This is a genomic window from Ruania zhangjianzhongii (genome assembly GCF_008000995.1).
GTDB lineage: Bacteria > Actinomycetota > Actinomycetes > Actinomycetales > Beutenbergiaceae > Ruania > Ruania zhangjianzhongii.
The window spans coordinates 4,857,861-4,878,186 of record NZ_CP042828.1; the positions used below are offsets into that span (position 1 = coordinate 4,857,861).

The following is a 20,326-nucleotide window of genomic DNA, read 5'->3' on the forward strand; positions in this document are numbered from 1 at the left end:
AGGGAGAAGCGATGGTCGCGCTGGAGCGAGCCGAATGGGCCGACACGGACCTGCAGCGGCTGGTCGCGGAGCACAAGACGGAGATCGACGATCGGTACGGCACCGAGGAGGTGCCCGAGGTCGACCCGGCCACAGTGCGTGCCGCCGTCCTGGGACGGATCGGCGACGAGGCGGTCGCCTGCGGCATCCTCACCCACCCGGTGCCCTCGTTCGAAGGAACCACCGGCGAGCTCGGCCGGATGTTCGTGGCCCCGGGTCACCGCCGCAAGGGCATCGCCAAGGAGCTGCTCCGCGAGCTGGAGGCGGCCGCCGTCGAGCTCAAGTTCGAGCAGCTCGTGCTGGAGACCGGGATCAAGCAGCCGGAGGCGATCGGCCTGTACTCCTCCGAGGGCTATCGGATCATCGACAACTACCCGCCATACGAGGACTCCCTCGACTCGCGCTGCTTCGCCAAGGCGCTCTGAGGCGCCACCCTCCCGGGTGCCGGACCGAGCCCGCCCGGCACGGCACGACTTCCTGCCCAGGGACGCCGCACCGTAGCGCCTTGGCGACCCTTCAGGCCACGTCCCGGAACGCGCTCTGGTGCGCGGCGATCAGCAGCCACACCAGGCAGAGGAGACGCGCTGCCACCCCGAACGGACCGAGCGCAGGTGCCACCAGCACCACCAGGGCGCCGACGGCGCACCACCCGGCGAGAGCACCGGTCACCCGGAGCATCGGGGACCACAGCAGCGACCGGGCCAGCCACGCCACGTAGAGGCCGAGCGTGGCCACATGCAGCTCGCCGCCACTGAGCCAGGCGACGGTGTGCAGCACGTGGATCGCCGCGTCGTCGGACACCGGTGCCACCACGGCGAGCGCGAAGCCGGCCACCGCCGCCAGCACGAGCACCCCCACCCCCACCAGCAGCGCCATGCGAACCCGGCGCACCGACCGCACCGCGTGCGGCACGTAGGCGCCGTAGACATACAGGGCAGCGGCCGCCACCAGCTGGCTCGCCGCCACCAGGTAGATGGCGCCGATATGCCCGGCGAGGTAGGCGGGCGCCTCAGGGTCGCCTGGCTGCGGCATCGCGGTACGGCTCAGTGGACCGAGCACCAACGCGCCGAGCGCCGACGCCGCCAGCAAGACCACGCAGGAGAGCATCACGGCAGCACCGGCACCGCCACCGGCGCGTTGCACCGATAGTGCTGGGGTGTGCTCGTCCTCGCGCATGCCACTTCCACCTCTTCGTGCTGACACGGTAGGCCACCACCGCTTTCACGGCGCTGTCATGGCCCGATGCCCGCTGACCAGAGCGAGTCGGCCCGGACGTGGGAGCGGGCGGCGATCAGCGAGTCACAGCTGACGCCCGCTGATCAGTCCGACTCGGTCCGGCGTTCCTCGCCGACGACGTACCGTGCCACCGCGGAGACGAATTGACGGAGGTGGCTCAGATCCTCCAGGCGGGCGACGACGATCGCGTCATCGACGTCGGCATAGTCATGCACCAGCACGTTGCGGAAGCCGACCGCCTGGCGCAGGCCGACCGCCAGTTCAGGCTCCAGGACGCCGTGCTCACCGAGCAGACGCATCGCGTCGCCATTGTCAGCAGGAGGGCCCCAGCCCGCGCTGGCACACAGGTGCTGTGCGGTATCGACACCCGCCTCGATCGCAGCGACGAAGGAGTACTTGACTCCCCGAAGCCAGATGGGGTCGCTGCGCCGCTCGGCGCCGGCTCGCGCCTCACCGTCCAGGAAGGACAGTTCCTCGGTGATGCCGCGCAATAGTCGTTGGATCCGGAGCAGGTCAACCATGGCGCACACTCTCCAGGAACTCGCGATGCGCGCGTTCGAATCGGGGTCGCTCGTCGAAGTAGATCTTCCGCGTCATCGCCTCCCACCGGACTCGGGCGACAGCGTCTGCCTCGAACAGCAGACGCCCGGTCGCCGCGATCCGGCCGGCGATCTCCAGCGGAGCAGTATCGAGGACGAGGAGGTCCACAGAGCGGGGTAGGACCAGGTCTGAAGCGAGCAGATCCTCGCGCGCGAAGAAGGCCGCGACGTCGACATCCGCACCAGCTGCGGCGTAGCCGCTGGCTTGACTACCGTGCAGGTAGGCGAACTGCGCGCGATGGGCTCGCAACTCCTCGACCGCTTCGGCGATCGCAGCCCGCACACTCGCGTCCATGCGCTCAGTCTCGCACTATCGCCCCACATTCGGCGGTACGCACGCAAGGTCGGACCGCGCCGGGCTGCCCAGCGGTGCCCGCGCTGCCGATCAGCCTCCCGCCCGGACCAACCCGGTCTCGTAGGCGAGCACCACCAGTCCGGCGCGGTCGCGCACTCCGGTGCGGGCGAGCAGCCGGCTCACGTAGGTGCGTGCCGTGGCGGGGCTCAGGTACAGCTCGACGGCGATCTCGTCGTTGGTCAGTCCTCGGCCGACCGCAGTGAGCACCTCGATCTCCCGCTCGGAGAGCACGGACAGCCGCTCGGGGTCCACCTGGGGTTCGCGATGGGAGGTGGCGGACCGGATCAGGGTGCGTAACGCCGTCGGGGAGAACATCGGCTCCCCGGCCGCCACGGCGCGGATGGAGCTGCGCAACTGGTCCGGGGAGACGTCCTTGAGCAGGTAGCCGGAGGCGCCGGCGCGGATCGCCTCGAGGATCTCGGCATCCTCGTCGAAGGTGGTGAGGATGACCACCCGGACGTGGTCGAGCTCGGGGTCGGCGCAGATCGCCTCGGTAGCGTCGATCCCATTCATCTCCGGCATCCGCAGGTCCATCAGCACCACGTCCGGGCGGGTGCGACGCACCTCAGCGACCCCGGCCCGCCCGGTGCCGGCCTCGGCGACCACCTCGATATCGCCGTCGTGGCTGGCCAGGGCGGTCAGCCCGGTGCGCACCACGGCCGAGTCGTCCACCAGCGCGAGGGTGATCATGCCCCGAGCCTGCCAGGAAGGTCAGCCTGCACCAGATAGCCCCCGCCGGTCTGGGCACCCGCGCGCACGGTCCCGCCGAGCAGTCGGGCCCGCTCCACCATGCCGGTGATGCCGTGCCCGGCCGGCGCGTCACCGCCGCGACCGTCGTCGCGCACCTCGATCCGGAGCCGCTCACCCTCGAGCACGAGCCGCACCTGCACAGCGCTCGCCCCGGAGTGCCGGAGCACATTGGTCAGCGCCTCCTGCACGATCCGGTACCCGGCGGCCTCGATCGGAGCAGAGAGCCCGCCCTCGGCCACTGCCTGCTCCAGCTCGACGGCGATCCCCGCCTCCCGGATCGAGGTCACCAGGGCGCCCAGCCCGGCAAGGCCCGGGGAGGGCGCTGACGGTCCGGCGTCGCTGCGCAGCACCCGCACGGTGCCGCGCAGCTCCCCCAGGGCTGGCGAGGTGGCCGACTGGATCGCTCCGATCGCACGGCGAGCGGCGCCGTCGTCGTGCCCGATCGCCTCCTCGGCCACGTGCGCGTGCACGGACACCACCGAGAGCGTGTGGCCGATCACGTCATGCAGGTCGCGAGCGAGCTGGACCCGTTCGTCCTGGGCGTGCTCACGTGCCTGCCGGACGGCGGCCTCGGCGGTGAGCGCCGTGATTCGTTCCGCCTGCGCCCGCGCCTCCCGGCGCAGCCGCACGCTCACGCCGAGGGCGATGGCGGCGGCGATCAGGGCGACGTTGGTGATCAGCTCGTAGGAGACGAGGTAGGCGGTCGGCAGGCCCTCGTGCACCCGGAAGTAGGAGGCCACCGCGGTGAGGACGCCGCCGCCGAACTGCGGCGAGGGTGCGGGCCTGCTCCGCGCAGGAGTACAGCGCCGCCACTGCCGGCAGTGCGATACCGATCGGCGGGTAGTCCAGGGCGTAGTAGGCGAAGATCCCAAGCACGGTCAGGGTGAGGACGAGCCGCGGCGCGTACCGGCGCCAGAGGATGACCAGACCGAAGGCGAGCGCGAACAGGTACGCCCACGGGGACTGCGGGACCTCACGCTGCCAGTCGGCGGCGATCACCACGGCCACCCCGAGCGCGATCCCCGGCGCCGAGCAGCACGTCCGTCACGCGTGGGTTCACACCGGCAGCCTACGGAGCCGGCCTCAGATTGGGTATCGACCCCCGGAGCAAACCCGGGTCGCTCCGGGGCGACAGCGCGGGTCGCTTCGGGGCGACAGCGCGGGTCGCTCCCGTTCGACCCGCAGGTCCTCCCGCCGCGACCCGGATCGACCACACCGGGTGGATGTGCCGGCAGGTCCGGGATTCCTAGCGTCGAGGACATGCACACACCACCCCCACCCCCGCCGCCCGGCGGCCCCTCCCCAGCACCTCGCGATCCACACCGGCCGCAGGCCAGAGGGCCCGTCCCGCCGGCTGCTCAGCACCCCCGGCCGCCGATCGTCTGGCAGGCGGTGTTCGGCCTGGGCGCGCTGATGCTGCTCTGGCCCTTGACCAGCCTCACCGGGGTGGCCGACCTGATCGGCGCACCAGCGCGGGCGATCGCAGTGATGGCAGTCATCGGTGCCGCGTGCGTGGGTGTGGTGGGTCTGGGCGGACTGCCCCGGCCGATCCTGACCCTCGTGCTGACGGGAATGGCCGGCGGCGGTTATCTGCTCCTGGCCGACCTGTTCGTCGGGATGGGTGTCGCCGGTGGCGTCAGCGCTCTTGCGGTGCCGTTCGTCCTGCTGGAGCTGATCGGCGGCGGTGCACTCTGGGGCGGGCTCGCCGGGTTGGTGGCGGCCGGAGTGCAGAAGCTGCGAGGAGTGCGCTGATGGCGAGGAGCCGCAGCGAGGCGCCACAGCCTTCATCGCCGAGTGACCGAATGACCGGGCTGACCGGGCTGACCGGGCTGACCCGGCGCCGGCTGCTGCTGCTCGGCGGAGCCGGGCTGGCCGGGGCGGGCGTGGCCGTACTGGCCGGCTGCTCGACGGCGAGCACCAGCAGCGTGAGCGAACCGGAGGAGTTCGACACCCCGCTGCCGATCCCTCCGCTGGCGGAGAGCCGGTGGGAGGCCGGGACGCGCACGTTCTCGTTGCGCGCCCAGGAGGGCAGCTGGCAGTTCCAGCCCGGCGCGCACGGCGCCAGCACGTGGGGGTTCAACGGCCCCTACGGCGGACCCACGTTACGGGCGAACGTCGGGGAGCGAGTCGCTGTGGAGGTCGGCAACGACCTGCCGGAGGCCACCAGCACGCACTGGCACGGGATGCACCTGCCGGCGGAGATGGATGGTGGCCCGCACCAGATGGTCGAACCGGGGGATACCTGGCGCGCAGAGTGGGTGATCGGGCAGGCGCCGTGCACGCTCTGGTACCACCCGCATCCGCACGGGCAGACCGAGCGTCACGTCTACCGCGGGCTGGCGGGGATGTTCTGGCTGGACGACCCGCAGGACCCGGTGACGCAGGCTCTCCCGCACACCTACGCCGTCGACGATGTGCCGGTGATCATCGGCGACAAGACCTTCGATGACCAGGGCGAGCTGGTGATCGACGATGGTGGCAACGAGGTCGGTCTGCTCGGCGACGTCGTCACCGTCAACGGGGTAGCCGGTGCCCGGCTGGAGGTGACCACCACACTGGTGCGGTTGCGGATCCTGAACGCCTCGACGGCTCGCATCTACTCCCTCGGCATTGCCGACCGATCGATGCTGATGATCGCTTCGGACGGCGGCCTGTTGCGGTCTCCGCTCGAGCTCGAGCGGGTGCGGCTCTCCCCGGGCGAACGGGCCGAGGTGCTGGTGGCGCTGGACCCCGGCGACGATGTCCGGCTGCACTCCTTCGAACCGGAGCTGGGGTCCGTGGCGGCACCGTTCGCCGTGGGTGCGAACGACTCCTTCGACGTGCTCCGGCTGGTCGCCGCCGACGAGCTGGCCGCCTCGGCGGAGGTACCCGAGCAGCTCGCCTCGTTCGGCCTGGATGCCGCGGCGGTGGGCCCCCGGCGGCGGTTCGAACTGGAGGACCGGGAGATCAACGGTGCACGGATGGACATGGCCCGGATCGACGAGACGGTCGAGCTCGGCGACACCGAGATGTGGACCGTGGTCAACCGGAACCTCTTCCCACACAATTTCCATGTGCACGATGTGCAGTTCGAGGTGCGCAGCATCGACGGCGAGCCGCCCCCGCCGGAGCTCGCCGGCCGGAAGGACACCGTGTACCTGGAGCCACAGCGCGAGTACGAGCTGCTGATGCAGTTCATCGACTACACCGACCCGCAGATGCCGTACATGTACCACTGCCACCTGCTCCGGCACGAGGACGAAGGGATGATGGGCCAGTTCGTGGTGGTCCAACCCGGTGAGCGGGCTGACCCGTCGATGATCAGCGGCCACGGCGGGCACTAACAGCAGTCGCGAGCGCTCCCTCGTGCGAGGTGAATCGTCGCGAAAGCCGCGCAGGCGAGCGTTCGCGATCCCTGACCAGTCGCGAGCCTGGTCAGGCCGCGGACTTCTCCCGGACCTGGCGCTGGATCCGGCCGAGCATCCCACCCATGCCGCGCAGCCGCAGCGGGCTGACCGCCTGCGCCAGGCCGAGCCGGTCGGAGATGTCCCCCGGCACAGCGAGTACCTCGGCCGCGGTGAGCCCGTCCAGGCCTTCCTGGAGGATCCCGGCGAAACCGCGGGTGGTCGGCGCCTCGGCGGGGGCGGAGAAGATCAGGTGCACCACTGACTCTTCACCCACGCCGGCGGCGTCGTCGATCTCGGCGATCAGGAAGATCGGCGACTGACACTCCGGCACCGGCTCGAGCAGCTCCGGGTGTTCGGCATAGCGCTCCGGGAGGTCCGGCAGACCCTGACTGAACTCCAGCAGCAGCTGCAGCCGGTCCGGCTGGGACAAGGCGTTGAAGTCGTCGACGATCGTGGCCAGCGCGTCCGGGAGATCCGCAGTGGCTCCGGCAGTCATCGAGAGGGCACCTCTCCGGGTTCGCTACCCACGGCGATCGGGACGCGGACCGAGTTCCCCCACTCAGTCCACGAGCCATCGTAGTTCTTGACGTCCTCGAAGCCGAGCAGGTGCTCCAGCACGAACCAGGTGTGGCTAGAGCGCTCCCCGATCCGGCAGTAGGCGATCACCGGCTCCTCGGCATCCAACCCCTTCTCCTGCCGGTAGATCTCCTCCAGCTCGCCGCGGGACCGGAACGTGCCGTCCTCGTTCGCGGCGCGGGCCCAAGGCACCGACTGCGCTCCGGGGATGTGCCCACCGCGGACCGTGCCCTCCTCGGGATAGTCCGGCATGTGCGTGCGCTCTCCGGTGTACTCCGGCAGCGAGCGCACGTCCACCAGCTGACCGCCGAGGAAGGCCACCACGTCCTCCTTGAAGGCGCGCAGCGTGGTGTCGTCGCGCTCGACCACCGGGTACTCGGTAGGTGCCGGGGTGGGCGCTTCTGTGGTGAACTCGCGGCCTTCGGCCACCCACAGCGCCCGACCGCCGTCGAGCAGACGGACATCCTCGTGACCGAAGAGCGCGAACACCCAGAGCGCATAGGCCGCCCACCAGTTGTTCTTGTCGCCATAGATCACCACCGTGTCCGTGCGCGCGATCCCCTTGGCAGACATCAGCTGGGCGAACCCCGCACCATCCACGTAGTCCCGGGTGACCGGGTCGTTCAGCTCGGTGTGCCAGTCGACCTTGACGGCGCCCGGGATGTGCCCTGTCTCGTACAGCAGGACATCCTCGTCGCTCTCCACCACCACCAGGCCGTCACTGCCGAGGTGCTCGGCGAGCCAGGCGGTGCTGACCAGGCGCTCAGGGTTGGCATAGGCGGCGAACTTCGGGTTGTCGTCATAGGGCAGCGGCATGGGGGTCCTCCCTCGAGGCGGATCGGGCACTACCTCGATGGTCTCACCTGGATGGCACCGGGCTGACCTTCCGTCCCGCCAGTCCACACTCTGGTCGGTGCGGCACACCTTCCTCAGCCGCCTCGGCGACTGTGCCGAGACGGTGGCTGCTGTGGGTCGATCAGACCGGTCTCTTCGTCCACGTCCCCGATGTCGGTACCTGCGGTGTCCGCCTGACCGTCCTGGTTCATATCTGCCGAGCGAGCGCGGCTGGCGTCCCAGCGCAGCATGATCGCGGCGAGCAGCGCGGCCAGCACGGAGGCGATGAGAATCGCTGCTTTAGCTCCGCTGATGTGCGTCTCGTCGGTGAAGGACAGCTCGGCAATCAGCAGGGCCACGGTGAAGCCGATCCCGGCGAGCAGACCCACGGGCAGCAGGTCACGCACCCCGATCCGGTCCGGCAGACGCAGCGGAGAGAGCCGGGTGACCAGGAAGGTGACGCCCAGCACGCCGACGACCTTACCGAGCACCAGTCCGAGCACGATCGCCGGCACCACCGGCTGGGCGAGCACGGCCGCGATCCCCTCGCCGCCCACCAGCGAGACCCCGGCGGAGAAGAAGGCGAACACCGGGAGCGCGATCCCGGCGGAGATCGGCTTGACCCGGTCCTCGAGCTGGTGCGTGCGGCTGTGCTGCTCGCCGTGGCGGAGCAGCGCCGGAACAGTCAGCCCGAGGAGCACGCCGGCGATAGTGGCGTGGATACCGGCCTCGTGCATGAGCGCCCAGGCGAGCAGCGCCAGCGGCAGCAGCAGCCACCAGCGCATCCTGCGCATCCGCACCAACACCGCAAAGACGGCGATGACCACCAGCGAGGCAGCCAGATACTGCAGCTTGAGCTCGTCGGTGTAGAAGATCGCGATCACCACGATGGCGAGGAGATCGTCCATCACGGCGAGGGTGAGCAGAAAGGTACGGATCGCCGTCGGCAACCCGCGGCCGAACACCGCGAGCACGGCGAGGGCGAACGCAATGTCTGTGGCGGCGGGGATCGCCCACCCGCTGAGCGCGGCGGGCTCACCGGCGAGGACCACTACCGCGGCATAGATCCCGGCCGGAACGGCCATCCCACCGACCGCCGCGAGTATCGGCACTCCTGCCTGTTTCACGTCCCGCAGACCGCCGGCCACGAACTCGTGCTTGAGCTCGATGCCGACGACGAAGAAGAAGATCGCGAGCAGGCCGTCGGCTGCCCACGTGCCGAGGGAGAGGTCCAGGTGCAGTGCCGCCGGCCCGAGCACCGTCTCGGTGAGGGCGCTGTAGGCGTCCCGGATCGGGGAGTTCGCCCAGATGAGCGCGATTGCCGCAGCCCCGATGAGGAGCATGCCTCCGGTGGTTTCCCGGGTGACCCAGGCTCCGAGCCGCGCCCGAGGAGACAGACGCGGGGCGGGAGACGGCGGTTCGTGGTGGTTGGTCATCAGACTCCAGGGCGTTCATCGAGCACGTTGCTCATCGCACAACCGCGCACACTGGCACGGCTGCCGCCGACCAGACTTCCCGGCACACCACCGATCAGCCTAACGTCACTCGTTCCCGGAGGCCGCCCTGGCACCTGTGGTGGTACCGCCGCGCGCTGCCCTGGTGCTGTGCTGGCGCATCGGCACGGTCACCGGCGAATCGGCGGCACGGTTCTGGGCGTCACCCGCTGAGCAGGTCGCGACGGCGGAGCGTGGCAAACCCGAACAGCACCAGCACAGTGGCTGCCGCGGCGAGTAGCAGGTAGGTCAGCACGGTCGGCTGGTAGTAGGGGCTGATCGCGCCGAAGGGTGACACGGCCCGGTAGAGGCTGTCGGGCAGGCCGGCCTTGACGGCCAGCTCCGCGACGATGCCGAGGGTGAGGGCGAACCAGCCGGCGATCGGGGCGATGCGTGCGTGCAGACCGAACGCTGCGAAAGTCACGGCGATGATCACCCAGACGGCCGGCACCAGCGGCATGGTCCACGACAGTGCGCGCCACAGCTGGCCGGTGCCGCCCGTGCCGATCGAGCCGCCGAGCCCGAGCCCCAAGCCCAGGGCCAGCTGCAGCAGCACGGGAGTCATCAGGGCTACCGCGAGTCTGCTTGCCGCCCAGTGCGCCCTGGTGAGGGGAACGCTCAGCAGAGTGGCGGCCACACCCCCGGACTCCTCGCGGTGCAGCCGAAGCGTGGCCAGCACTGCTGGTATCGCGGCGATCAGTACGAAGACGAAGACCACGTAGACGAAGAACGCGTCGGCCGGGTCTTCGACTCGCATGGCGGCCGCCCACTCACGTACCCAGGCCAGATCGGCGTACTCGGCCATCGCGCGGGACCCGGCAGCACCCATCGCGAGACCCAACGCGAACAGCCCGCCGGTCCAGGCGACCAGCTCCGATCGCTGCAGTCGCAGGGCCAGCCGGAACGGGCCACGCAGCGATGGGGTCGCCGTCGCTCGGCCTGGGCGCGCGGCGAAGACCGCACCGCCGACATCGCGGCGGGCCGAGCACGCGAACGCCAGCGCGACCAGCGCGCCGGTCAGCAGGAGGGCGAGCAGCAGCGGCCACCAGCGCGTCCCAGCGAACGGTCGTACCTGCTCCAACCATGCGTTGGGGATCACCCAGCTCAGCCAGGACAGAGAGTCACCGGCGAGATCGGCGACACCACGCAGGTAGTGCATCGCGAAGAAGACGAGGAACGCACCCAGACCTGCAAGCCCCGGACGCTCGGTGAGCTGTGCCGCGACCGCAGCCAGTGCCGCCGAGACCACGATCGCCCCACCCCCGACCGCTCCGACGGCAGCCGAGCCGGTGACCGGCAGACCGATCCCGACGAGTCCCAGCCCGATGAGACCTGCGACGAGGACCCCGGCCGCCAGCGTCACCGTCAACGCCGCCGCCAGCGGCGCGTGCCGACCGACCCCTGTGGAACCGAGGAGTTCGCGCCGTCCGGTGCTCTCCTCCCCCCGGGTGTGGCGCGCCACCAGGAGGGCGGCGCCCAGTGCGCCCACCAGCGTGGTCACCGCGAAGGTCTGCTGCGCAGTGAGTGCAGCGATCGAGGACCCGAACGCCTGGCTCTGGAAGAGGACGAACATCGGTACGGCCTCGATCTGATCCAGCCTGTCCTGCCGGGCAGCCGCCGTCGAGTAGGTGCTCTGCACCGCCGAGGCGGCACCGAGCGCGCTCGCGAGGGTGAGAATCAACCAGACCGGGATGAGGGCCCGATCCCGTCGCACGATCAGTCGCATCAGGCCGGGCGTCCCGGTGAGCTGGGTGGCCATCGCACCCCCTCGTAGTGCCGGAGGAACAACTCCTCGAGCGTGGGTGGCGCAATGACGAGCCGGCGCGTACCGATGCTGGCGATCCGGGCCAGCAGTGGGTCGAGCCACTCGGTGTCGACCTCGCACCGGAAGGTGTCGCCGTTGATGTCGGCGTCGTGAACGCCATCCAGACGCATCAGCGGGCCAGGGTCACCGACCAGCTCAGCATCGACGACCGTCCGGGTGAGGTGTCGAAGGGCGGCGAGAGAACCGGATTCGGCAACGCTGCCCTGCCGAACGATGGTGACCTGGTCACAGATCGCCTCGACCTCGCCCAGGATGTGGCTGGACAACAGCACCGTGCACCCCTCGGCAGCTGCATCGGCGACACACGATCGAAAGACCTCCTCCATCAGTGGGTCCAGTCCCGCCGTCGGCTCGTCGAGGATCAGCAGTTCGACGTCCGCAGCCAGGGCGGCAACGAGCGCGACCTTCTGACGGTTGCCGGTCGAGTAGCTTCGGCACTTCTTGGTCGGATCGAGCTGAAACTGCTCGATCAAACGGTTCTTGCGGGCAGGATCGACGCCGCCTCGCATCCGGGTCAGCACATCGATCACCTCACCGCCGGTCAGGTTGGGCCACAGCGCGACGTCGCCAGGCACGTACGCGAGGTTCTCGTGCAGCGTGGGGTCGGACCACGGATCTCTGCCCAGCACCTCGACTCGGCCTGAGTCGGCACGCATCTGCCCGAGCAGGATCCGGAGCGTGGTCGACTTACCGGCACCATTCGGACCGAGGAAGCCGTGCACCTGTCCGCGTTCGACGGTGAGACCGAGACCGTCCAGTGCTCGGGTCCGGCCGAATGTCTTGACGAGGTTCTCGATTCGGACGGCCTTATTCGTCATCAGTTTCCTCCGCGCGCGGCGGGTACTCGTTCCGCAGCCGTCGCCCTTCGGGCGTGGCAAGGAAGCTCGCCATCGCTTGGTACACGTCCACCAGCGCGGCAGGAACGCGGACGTCGCCCAGGGTGTCGATACCCAGTTGACGCGAAAGGTGACGGTGCAGCACGAGCGTGCTCAGGTGCATGGCGCCCATGACGGCTGCGGCGTCGCGGGCACGGGCCGAGCCCACGGGAAATCGGTCCGGCCACCGGCTCGAGAGCCACCGCTCGGCGACGTCCACACCGGAGTCGAACAGCTCGTCCGCGGCAGCAGAGCCTTCCACCAGCACCCGCGCGAGGTACCTGGTGCTGAGCTCGGTCGCGGCCGTGCTGGCCACAGCGAAACCGGGCTGGGCGTGGCCAGCAGCCGCTCCGCTGGCGAGTTCGAGGTACTGGCCAACGGCGTACTCGTCACAAGCGCGGCGCAGACCGGCTTTTGAGCCGAAGTGGTGCTGCACCAGCCCGGTCGACACCCCCGCTTCCTGAGCGACTGCACGCAGCGACGCCCCCGCCACACCGTGTTCGGCAAACATCCTCAACGCCACGTTCCGCACCCGTGCGCGGGCGGTGAGGTCCAGGGTCGCGTGGTCGATACTCTGCGCATCCATGACATCGACCATACAAGTGCGCGGTATCCAATACAAGCGTGCGGTCGGGGTTCGGGGTGACCAACTGCGGCCGAGTCACCACGCTGGACGCGGGCTGGGTGACGGTGCCGCTGTCGGGCAGGAGGCAGGTCCGGGGCGGGTGGACGCGACTGGCGCCGTTGGTCTCGGCGACCGAGCGGGCTACCTATCGGTCGAGCTGTAGTCGACGCCAGGTGAGGCAGGTCAGCGCCACGAACGAGATCGGCACTACCGCGGTCAGGGCGAGCTGCCCGGCGTGGACCGTGCCGGGCTGGAGCGCCCAGAGGGCCGGGGCGGACACCGGCAGCCAGGCGGCGGTCTCGGGCGATGCGATGGCGGTGACCTGCGCCGCGATCAGGACGGCGAGGGTGACGGCGATACCGGGCAGAGTGCCGCGGCCGAGAGTTGCCGCCCAGCCGGCCGGAGTGGCGATCAGCCCGGTGAGGAACGTCAGGACGGCTTGGCGGGACAGTTGGCGCAGCACCTCGTCGTCGATGGGGCCGAGGCCGAGGATGCGGCCGGCGGCGAGGACGAGGAAGGTCAAGGCGAGCGCGACGGCGGCGGTCCAGACCAGGTGGATGCACAGTTTGCCGAGGGCGATCATCGGCCGCGTGACCGGCAGTGCGAAGAGGCCGGTGATGGTGCCGTCGGTGAATTCGCGCCCGAACGTCCAGCTGAGGGCGACGCCGAAGGCGAGAAGCGCTCCGGCTGCGGTGATCTGCGCGGTGACTCCGGTGAGCAACGTCCAGCCGGACTCGCCGGCGAGTGGACCCAACTGGGTCAGGATTTGCTCGTTGCCGGCCCGCGCTGCGGCGACCAGGATCAGGGCGAGCAGGGCGATGCCCATCACGACGAGGAGCGTGGTGGTCTGCAGCACCCGGGAGGCGAGGGCCTTGCGCAGCTCCACCTGCAGCGCGGTCCAGAAGGCGGTCATCGACGCTCTCGCTTCTCGTCGTCGGCGTGGACCATCTCGAAGAAGGCCCGTTCCAGGTCAGGTGTGCCGACATCGAGAGTGCCGACGACGCGGCCGTGGTTGAGGACGGAGATACGGTCCGCGATCCGGGCGACTTCGTCCAGATGGTGACTGGACACCAGAACCCCGGCCCCGGCGGCGGCCCGGCGCAGCAGAGTCTCCCGGAGCAGAATCACACCGGCCGGATCGAGGGCGTTGGTCGGCTCATCCAGCACGATCAAGGTCGGGTGGTGCTGGAGAGCGGCGGCTACGCCCAGGCGCTGCCGGTTGCCCTGCGACAGCCGACGTGCCGCGACAGCGGCATAGCGGCCGAGGCCCAGCTCGATGATGGCGGCATCGACCACAGCGGCGACGGCGTGGGACTCGACACCGTGGAGGCGGGCGGCAAGTGCAAGGTTGGTGCGGGTGTCGAGCTCGGGATAGGCGAAGGGCTGCTCCACAAGGTGGCCGACCTGGCGCCACGCGGCGGCCGGCATCCGGTCCAGGCGAGCGCCGTCGATGTGAATGTCGCCTTGACTGAGCCGCAGCATGGCGAGGATCGCGCGCATCACCGTGGTCTTGCCCGCGCCGTTCAGGCCGACGAGTGCGTGCACCCGGCCTGCTGTCACCGCGAGGTCGAGACCGAACAGGCCCGCGTCGGGCCCGAACGCCCGGGTCGCGCCGCGCACGCGCAGGAGATCCGTCACCGCTCGCCTTCTAAGGTACGCAGCGCCGTCTCGAGCGCTGCAGGCAGGGTGAGCTGCTCGTCGCGGGCCCACTCGAACAGCGCAGCCGTCAGCACCGCCAGGACCGCGGCTGCAGCCGCGCGGGCGGCCAGCGCCGAGGCGCCACCGGCGATGAGCTGGTCGCCGATGAGCCGTTCCGTGGCCGCGTTGACTCCGATGCTGCTCGCCCGCAACGACGGCGAGCCCGCGATGATGCGCACTCGCCGCCGCACCAGCTCCGATTCCGGCTCCGACAGCCCGCGCAACGCCTGCCGGACGCCACGCGTGGCCCGGATCACTGGCGCACCGCCTACCGGCTGCGCCGCCACCGCATCCGCGATCACCGGATCATACGGATCGGTCAGGATGACGAGCTCTTTGCTGGCGAAGTGCCGGAAGAACGTCATCTCCGTCACCTCTGCGGCGGCCGCGATCTGCGCCACCGTGGTCCGTTCGAAGCCCTGCGCCTCGAACAGCTCCAGTGCGCACGCGACCAACCGCGCACGCGTGCGCTCCGACCGAGACAAGACCATCCTCAAATGTTAGTGACTAACATTTGCTGTGTCGAGACTCGTGTGGAAGTCGTGCCAGGGTCGGCGCGCCGTCGCCATCCCTCTTCGGCCGGCGCGAGGCGAGGGCGTCCACACCGTGGTCGAGAATTCAGGGAGCGGCCTCAGCAGCCGGCAGCGGGGCAACGGCGACCACGCGGCGGCGAGCGCCCTCGAGCAGGAACCGCTGGCCGACGAAGGCCACGGCCAGGAGGACGAGGAGCACGATGCCGCCCCAGCTTGCCCCGGACGAGACAGCGGCCATCGCGGCGTTCAGCGGCGCCAGCGCGAGGGTCAGAATACCGAGGGAGCCGAGCACGAAGACCGGCCAGCGCACCACGAACAACACGCACAGGAGCAGGGCTACCGCGCCGAGGACGACAAGCCCTGGCAGGAATGCCGTGAGCAGCTGATCGGCAGTGAACTCCGTACCGGGAGTGGCCCCGGTGCCCAGATCCCGCCCCCTGCGGCTGAGCTGAAATCCATAGGTCATGACCCCCTGGGAGCCGACGGCCGCCTTCATCACCAGGATGCTCACCAGTCCGAGCACCGTGGGCAGAGCGGCCGCTGCGAGGTAGAACCAGAACGCGGGCAGAGTGAGCTTCTTCGAACGGCTGAGCATGATGCCTTCCCGCCAGGAGCGAATGGGCACCGAGGTCCGCTCCAGCGTCCCGTCGTCCCTGTTGACGAGCCAGATGCTAGCGAACCCGGTGAACGGCCGTCTAGCAGGGGTGAGGAACAAAGCGACGCACCCGGTCGTTGGAACCCGCGTCCGTCATCACTCGAGGCGAGAGGGGCTCCGTGTCGACCGAGGTCATCAAGCATGAACAGCAGCATCTGGATCGGCTGTACCAGCGTGTGGACGAACTGAGGGGGGAGGCGAGCCACCAGCTTGCCGAGACGCTGCGCGCGCCCGGCACAGATTCCACCGCGCTGCTGGACCGGGACGCCCGGATCAGCCAGCTGGAACAGCGCACGTCCGAGCTGGCGCGTGCGGAGCAGGGGCTGTGCTTCGGTCGGCTGGACCGCACCGATGGGTCCACCAGCTATATCGGCCGGATGGGCCTACGCTCGGCGGACCTCGACTCGCTGGTGATCGACTGGCGGGCCCCGGCCGCCGCGGACTTCTACACCGCTACCGCGGCCAGCGGCTCCGATGTGCGGCTGCGCCGCCACCTGCTCACCCGCGGGCGCTCGGTGGTGGGCGTCAACGATGAGCTGCTCGAGATCGATTCCGACGGCGGAGCACCAGGGGCACAGTCCAGTTCCGGTGCCAGCGGCGAGTTTGTCGGCGAGGCGGCGCTGATGCACGCACTGACCAGTGAACGCACCGGCAGGATGGCCGATATCGTCGCCACGCTGCAGTCCGAGCAGGACGCGATCATCCGGTCCGGGCCGGACGGCATGCTCGTGGTGCAGGGCGGCCCGGGCACGGGGAAGACGGCGGTGGCCCTACACCGCACCGCCTACCTGCTCTACAGCCACCCGACGATCGCCGACCGTGGTGTCCTGGTGCTCGGCCCGAGCCCGGCGTTCCTGGACTACATCGAGGCGGTGCTGCCTTCGCTCGGGGAGACCCAGGCGGTGACGGCCACGCTGGAGACGCTGCTGCCCGGAGTCGTGGCCACCCGGACCGAGACGGCCGCGGCCGCCGCGGTAAAGGCGCTGCCGCTGATGGCCGAGGTGGTGACCCGCGCGGTGCGGCGTCAGGAGGGCTCCGAGAACGCGACAGCGGTCACTTACCAGGGTGACGTCTACCGGATCGGCGCCGACCTGCTGTCCCGCTGCACCGAACGGGCCCGGCTCACCGGTCTGCCGCACAACGAGGCCCGCGCCACGTTCACCGGTGAGCTGCTCGATCACCTCACCGAGCGGGTGCTCGCCGGGGACCAGCAGCTCTACGACGACGCCGACCGCGGCTTCGAGGCCGAGCTCGCGACGCTGGACGCCGCGCTGGCGAAGGGCACCGACAGGCTCCCAGCCGCAGTCGAGGGAGCCGGTACCGAAGTGACCGGGCTCGCCGCCGGGCACGAGGCACCGCGGATCCGGCAGGAGCTGAGCGTCGATCCAGCGGTGCAGACATTGCTGGCCGAGCTCTGGCCGGAGCTGACCCCGGCGGCCTTGCTGGAGGAGCTGTATGCCGATCCGGCAGTGCTCGCCGAGGTGGCCCCCGAGCTTGATCCGGGTCAGCGGGAGGCGCTGCGGCGGCCGGCCGGCGGTGGCTGGTCCAGCGGTGACGTCCCGCTGCTGGACGAAGCCGCCGAGCTGCTCGGTGAGGACGACAGCGCCGCCGAGTCCCGCCGCCGCGCACAGCACGAGGCCGGGCTGGCCTATGCCCAGCAGGTGATCGCCGCCAGCGGCGGGCTCGGCGTCTCCGCCGCCGAGCTGGCGGACCGGTTCACCGAGTCCGACACCCGGCCGCTCGCCGAGCGGGCAGCCGCCGACCGCACCTGGGCCTACGGGCATGTGATCGTCGACGAGGCGCAGGAACTCACCGCCATGCAGTGGCGGATGGTGCTGCGCCGGGTGCCGACCCGGTCCCTGACCGTGGTCGGCGACGTCCACCAGACCGCGGCGGTCGCCGGCACCACGGCCTGGGACGAGCTCGCCGACGCGAACCCTTCGCTCGCGATCCGGCAGGTGGAGCTGAGCATCAACTACCGCACGCCGGAACCGATGATGGCGGCCGCCGTCGACCTGCTCCGCACAGTGGAGCCGGACGCATTGCTGCCGGAGTGCGCCCGCACCGCGGGCGCACCGCCCTGGGTGCGCCCCAGCCAGGGCGAGTTCGCCGAGGACTTGGCCCGCGCCGTCGTCGACGAACAGCACCAGGTGGCTGACGGCACGTTCGCCGTGGTCGCCCCGCACGAACGCCTGGTGGAGATCGCGATGATCGTGGAGGCCGCACTGCCGGGCGCCTCGTTCGGAGCGGACGTGGACTTGCGGGCACCATGCGTGGTGCTCACGCCGGAGCAGGCCAAGGGCTTGGAGTTCGACGGCGTCCTGGTGGCGGATCCGGCGACGATCCTGGACGGGCGGCGCGGGGTGAACGGCCTGTACGTGGCGATGACCCGCGCTACCCAGCGGCTCGGGCTGCTCTGCGACGGTCCGGTGCCGCCGGCGCTCGGCGGCTGAGCGGTCCACACCGACGATGCCGACGAACCGGCACGATCGTACCGGTTCGTCGGCTCCGTAGCTCCCGCACGACCGATCCCATCCCCAACCGGCACGATCGTGCCGGTTGGGGATGACGGAGCTCCTCCATCCGGCATACTGGCCACCACCGGCACGATCGTGCCGGTCTTGGAGGTAGTAGTGGGAGTCGGACCGGACTTGGCCGAGCAGGTTGTCGCGCGCCGCAAAGAGCTGGGCCTCAGGCAGGAGGATCTCGCACTCCTTGCCGGCGTCTCCGAACGGTTCGTGCGCCAGCTGGAAGCGGGGAAGCCGACCGTGCGGCTGGACACCCTGACTGCCGTCCTGGATGCCCTCGGCTTGGAAATCGCTCTGGTGCGCCGTGAGGTGGGCGGATGACCGCCGCACCCGACCCTCGCGAGGTGCGCACCGCCGTCGTGCTGAAGCAGGGAAAGCGCGCGGGGACGCTCCGGCGCGAGGACGACGGGGTCTGGTTCCGCTATGACGAGGACTACCTGGACAGCAACGGCCCGGCGGTGGCGACCACCCTGCCACTGACCGACGAGCCACGGGTGACCCGCAGCGGCGGGGTGCCCGCCTACTTCGCGAACCTGCTTCCCGAAGGACGCCGCCTGACCGCGCTACGGCATGCGGTCAAGACCAGTGCGGACGACGAGCTGTCGCTGCTCCTGGCGGTCGGATCCGACCCAGTCGGTGACGTGCAGGTAGTGGCGGAGGACGCTCGAGCCGAGGCGCAGGCCGGGCCGCCGGTGTCGGAACAGGTGGATGTGGCGGACTTCGCCACCATCGATTTTGCCGATCTCCTCGCGGAAGCCGGGGTCGGCGATCCCGCGGCGCTTGCCGGAGTGCAGGACAAGGTCTCCGAGCGGATGCTCTCCCTGCCGCTGGCCCATGGCGGGCGTCGGCACTTCCTGAAGTTTGAGGTCCCCGAGTTTCCCCGCGTCGTAGACAACGAGGCCTATTTCCTCACCTTGGCCCGGCGCCTCAGGCATCCGGTAACCGGGGCGCAGGTGGCTCGCGACCGCGCCGGCCGTGCCGGCTTGCTGGTCACCCGCTTCGACCGGGAGATCGAGGCCGCTGGGAAGGTGCGGGCACTGCCGGTCGAGGACGGGGCACAGCTACTCGATATCCACCCGGCGCAGAAGTACACAGCGACCAGCGAGGCGCTCGCCACGCGCATCGGCGCCGTGTGCGCCGCACGCCCGGTCGCGCTGCGCGCTGTGCTGCAGCAGCTCCTCTTCGCCTGGCTCACCGGGAACGGCGACCTGCACGCGAAGAACATCTCCGTGCTGGCCTCCGGGGCCGAGTGGCGCGTAGCGCCGATCTACGACGTGCCGAGCACCCTGATCTACGGGGACCACACTGCCGCACTCACGATCGCCGGCCGCCGGTCGAACCTGTCCCTGCGGGCGTTCGAGGAGTTCGCCGACGCCGTCGGGCTGCCCGCCCGCGCGGCGAGCGCGACAGTCGCCGCGGTGCTGGCGGCGACCGAGCCTGCGATCGCTGAGATCGAGAGCGGCCCGGAGTGGCTCGAGACCCGGGCGCGGCGGGACCTGCTGCGCGTGCTCCGGCGTCGGCGCCGCGACCTCGGCGGCTGACCGCGGCCCGGTCCGCCCGCGGCCGGGCCGTGCCGGTCAGCTCTCCGGCTGGCGCGGGGCGGAGCCGAGGGCACCGGCGATCCGCTGCTCCAGGGCGTCCGTGGTCGGCTGCGGCAGCACGATCAGACCCTGCAGCTCGCGGGTGGCGCGCTTGTAGGCGCTCTGCCGTTCGGCCTGGGTGGCGGCGGAGTCCTCGGCCAGCGCGAGCAGCTTCTTCGCCCGCTCCAGGCTCTGCCGTTCCTCCGGGGAGAAGTCGGTGGCGCGGCGGCGCCGGGCCTCCCGCTCGGCGATCTCGAAAGTGAGGGTGAACTCCCGGACCGCTTCCCGATAGCGCTCCAGCAGCTCCGGGTTGCGGAGCTCGGTGGGATCCTCCGGGCGGAGCCGGTCGACCTCCTGCTTCGCCCGGTGGAAGTCCACGGTGACCGGTTCGCGCATGTCCGTCATCACCGGGAAGTCGATCAGCTTGGCAACATCCAGCTCGTAGTCCAGCCAGCGGCGCTCGGTCTCGGTGTGCTCGGCGAGCAGCCGGTCGATCTCGCCGGTGCTCGGGCTAGCTGCGGCCGGAGGTGGCGGCGGGACTGCCTGCTGGCCCGCCTGTCCGTACTGGATCCGGGCCAGCTCGAGCTTGTCCTTCCGGCGCTTCTCGTCCCACTTCTGGGCGCCCTTGATCCAGCCGCCGATGATCCCGCTGAGCGGGAAGATCAGCCACCAGAAGCCCCAGATATTGTCCACAGGTCCAGGGTAGCGGCGGCGGCGCCCACCGCCGAGGCACATTTCC

Annotated in this window: 22 protein-coding genes; 6 read left to right on the top strand and 16 right to left on the bottom strand. The window is 70.4% G+C overall.

Annotation, left to right across the window (positions count from 1 at the left end; translation table 11 throughout):
* The first annotated feature begins 11 nt into the window (after nt 1–11).
* Nucleotides 12–464, top strand: a complete 453-nt coding sequence (locus tag FU260_RS22435; RefSeq protein WP_147919071.1) for a GNAT family N-acetyltransferase — start codon at nt 12–14, stop codon at nt 462–464.
* Nucleotides 465–555: 91 nt separating this feature from the next.
* Here FU260_RS22435 and FU260_RS22440 read toward each other — a convergent pair whose 3' ends face one another.
* The 5 genes from FU260_RS22440 to FU260_RS22460 form a co-directional block, all read right to left on the bottom strand.
* A complete protein-coding gene (locus FU260_RS22440; RefSeq protein WP_147919072.1) occupies nt 556–1,215 on the bottom strand; it encodes a hypothetical protein in 660 nt (219 codons plus the stop codon).
* 143 nt (nt 1,216–1,358) lie between these two features.
* The gene (hepT, locus tag FU260_RS22445) at nt 1,359–1,796 is read right to left on the bottom strand and encodes a type VII toxin-antitoxin system HepT family RNase toxin (RefSeq protein ID WP_147919073.1); all 438 of its coding nucleotides are present in this window, start codon (nt 1,794–1,796) and stop codon (nt 1,359–1,361) included.
* Entirely contained in the window at nt 1,789–2,169 is a 381-nt protein-coding gene (locus FU260_RS22450; RefSeq protein ID WP_147919074.1) for a nucleotidyltransferase domain-containing protein, read from the bottom strand. The genes hepT and FU260_RS22450 overlap by 8 nt, the downstream gene beginning before the upstream one ends.
* Nucleotides 2,170–2,259: 90 nt before the next feature.
* Nucleotides 2,260–2,919 (bottom strand): response regulator transcription factor, encoded by a 660-nt coding sequence (locus FU260_RS22455; RefSeq protein WP_147919075.1) that lies wholly within the window; start codon nt 2,917–2,919, stop codon nt 2,260–2,262.
* Nucleotides 2,916–3,719, bottom strand: a complete 804-nt coding sequence (locus FU260_RS22460) for a sensor histidine kinase (RefSeq protein WP_210418155.1) — start codon at nt 3,717–3,719, stop codon at nt 2,916–2,918. The genes FU260_RS22455 and FU260_RS22460 overlap by 4 nt, the downstream gene beginning before the upstream one ends.
* Nucleotides 3,720–4,239: 520 nt before the next feature.
* Between FU260_RS22460 and FU260_RS22465 the strand changes: the two genes are divergently transcribed.
* A complete protein-coding gene (locus FU260_RS22465) occupies nt 4,240–4,731 on the top strand; it encodes a hypothetical protein (protein WP_147919076.1) in 492 nt (163 codons plus the stop codon).
* 50 nt (nt 4,732–4,781) lie between these two features.
* Complete coding sequence (locus tag FU260_RS22470; RefSeq protein ID WP_147919077.1) at nt 4,782–6,302, top strand: multicopper oxidase family protein; 1,521 nt, start codon at nt 4,782–4,784, stop codon at nt 6,300–6,302.
* 91 nt (nt 6,303–6,393) lie between these two features.
* Here the strand turns inward: FU260_RS22470 and FU260_RS22475 are convergent, their stop codons facing one another.
* From FU260_RS22475 to FU260_RS22520, 10 genes are all read right to left on the bottom strand, one after another.
* Nucleotides 6,394–6,861: a SufE family protein gene (locus FU260_RS22475; protein WP_147919078.1), complete on the bottom strand. Its 468-nt coding sequence runs from the start codon at nt 6,859–6,861 to the stop codon at nt 6,394–6,396.
* Entirely contained in the window at nt 6,858–7,757 is a 900-nt protein-coding gene (locus FU260_RS22480; RefSeq protein ID WP_147919079.1) for a sulfurtransferase, read from the bottom strand. The genes FU260_RS22475 and FU260_RS22480 overlap by 4 nt, the downstream gene beginning before the upstream one ends.
* Nucleotides 7,758–7,870: 113 nt before the next feature.
* Entirely contained in the window at nt 7,871–9,211 is a 1,341-nt protein-coding gene (gene nhaA, locus FU260_RS22485; RefSeq protein WP_147919080.1) for a Na+/H+ antiporter NhaA, read from the bottom strand.
* Between the two features lie 220 nt (nt 9,212–9,431).
* A complete protein-coding gene (locus FU260_RS22490) occupies nt 9,432–11,027 on the bottom strand; it encodes an ABC transporter permease (protein ID WP_147919081.1) in 1,596 nt (531 codons plus the stop codon).
* Entirely contained in the window at nt 10,994–11,911 is a 918-nt protein-coding gene (locus tag FU260_RS22495) for an ABC transporter ATP-binding protein (RefSeq protein ID WP_147919082.1), read from the bottom strand. The genes FU260_RS22490 and FU260_RS22495 overlap by 34 nt, the downstream gene beginning before the upstream one ends.
* The gene (locus tag FU260_RS22500) at nt 11,901–12,554 is read right to left on the bottom strand and encodes a TetR/AcrR family transcriptional regulator (protein ID WP_147919083.1); all 654 of its coding nucleotides are present in this window, start codon (nt 12,552–12,554) and stop codon (nt 11,901–11,903) included. Before FU260_RS22500 ends, FU260_RS22495 begins: the two co-directional genes overlap by 11 nt.
* A gap of 184 nt (nt 12,555–12,738) precedes the next feature.
* Nucleotides 12,739–13,506 carry an ABC transporter permease gene (locus FU260_RS22505; RefSeq protein WP_147919084.1) on the bottom strand — a complete coding sequence of 256 codons (768 nt, stop codon included), beginning with the start codon at nt 13,504–13,506 and terminating at the stop codon, nt 12,739–12,741.
* On the bottom strand, nt 13,503–14,231 hold the full coding sequence (locus tag FU260_RS22510; protein ID WP_147919085.1) for an ABC transporter ATP-binding protein: 729 nt from the start codon (nt 14,229–14,231) through the stop codon (nt 13,503–13,505). Before FU260_RS22510 ends, FU260_RS22505 begins: the two co-directional genes overlap by 4 nt.
* Nucleotides 14,228–14,782 (bottom strand): TetR/AcrR family transcriptional regulator, encoded by a 555-nt coding sequence (locus FU260_RS22515; RefSeq protein ID WP_222847954.1) that lies wholly within the window; start codon nt 14,780–14,782, stop codon nt 14,228–14,230. Before FU260_RS22515 ends, FU260_RS22510 begins: the two co-directional genes overlap by 4 nt.
* Nucleotides 14,783–14,909: 127 nt before the next feature.
* Entirely contained in the window at nt 14,910–15,419 is a 510-nt protein-coding gene (locus FU260_RS22520) for a hypothetical protein (RefSeq protein WP_147919086.1), read from the bottom strand.
* 179 nt (nt 15,420–15,598) lie between these two features.
* On the opposite strand from FU260_RS22520, the gene FU260_RS22525 reads away from it, so the two are divergent.
* The 3 genes from FU260_RS22525 (at nt 15,599) to FU260_RS22535 (ending at nt 19,548) form a co-directional block, all read left to right on the top strand.
* Nucleotides 15,599–17,932, top strand: a complete 2,334-nt coding sequence (locus FU260_RS22525) for a HelD family protein (RefSeq protein ID WP_147919087.1) — start codon at nt 15,599–15,601, stop codon at nt 17,930–17,932.
* Nucleotides 17,933–18,112: 180 nt separating this feature from the next.
* Nucleotides 18,113–18,328 carry a helix-turn-helix transcriptional regulator gene (locus FU260_RS22530; protein WP_147919088.1) on the top strand — a complete coding sequence of 72 codons (216 nt, stop codon included), beginning with the start codon at nt 18,113–18,115 and terminating at the stop codon, nt 18,326–18,328.
* The gene (locus FU260_RS22535; RefSeq protein ID WP_147919089.1) at nt 18,325–19,548 is read left to right on the top strand and encodes a type II toxin-antitoxin system HipA family toxin; all 1,224 of its coding nucleotides are present in this window, start codon (nt 18,325–18,327) and stop codon (nt 19,546–19,548) included. The genes FU260_RS22530 and FU260_RS22535 overlap by 4 nt, the downstream gene beginning before the upstream one ends.
* A gap of 36 nt (nt 19,549–19,584) precedes the next feature.
* On the opposite strand, the gene FU260_RS22540 is transcribed toward FU260_RS22535, so the two are convergent.
* Entirely contained in the window at nt 19,585–20,280 is a 696-nt protein-coding gene (locus tag FU260_RS22540; protein ID WP_147919090.1) for a DUF2786 domain-containing protein, read from the bottom strand.
* Nucleotides 20,281–20,326: the final 46 nt, after the last annotated feature.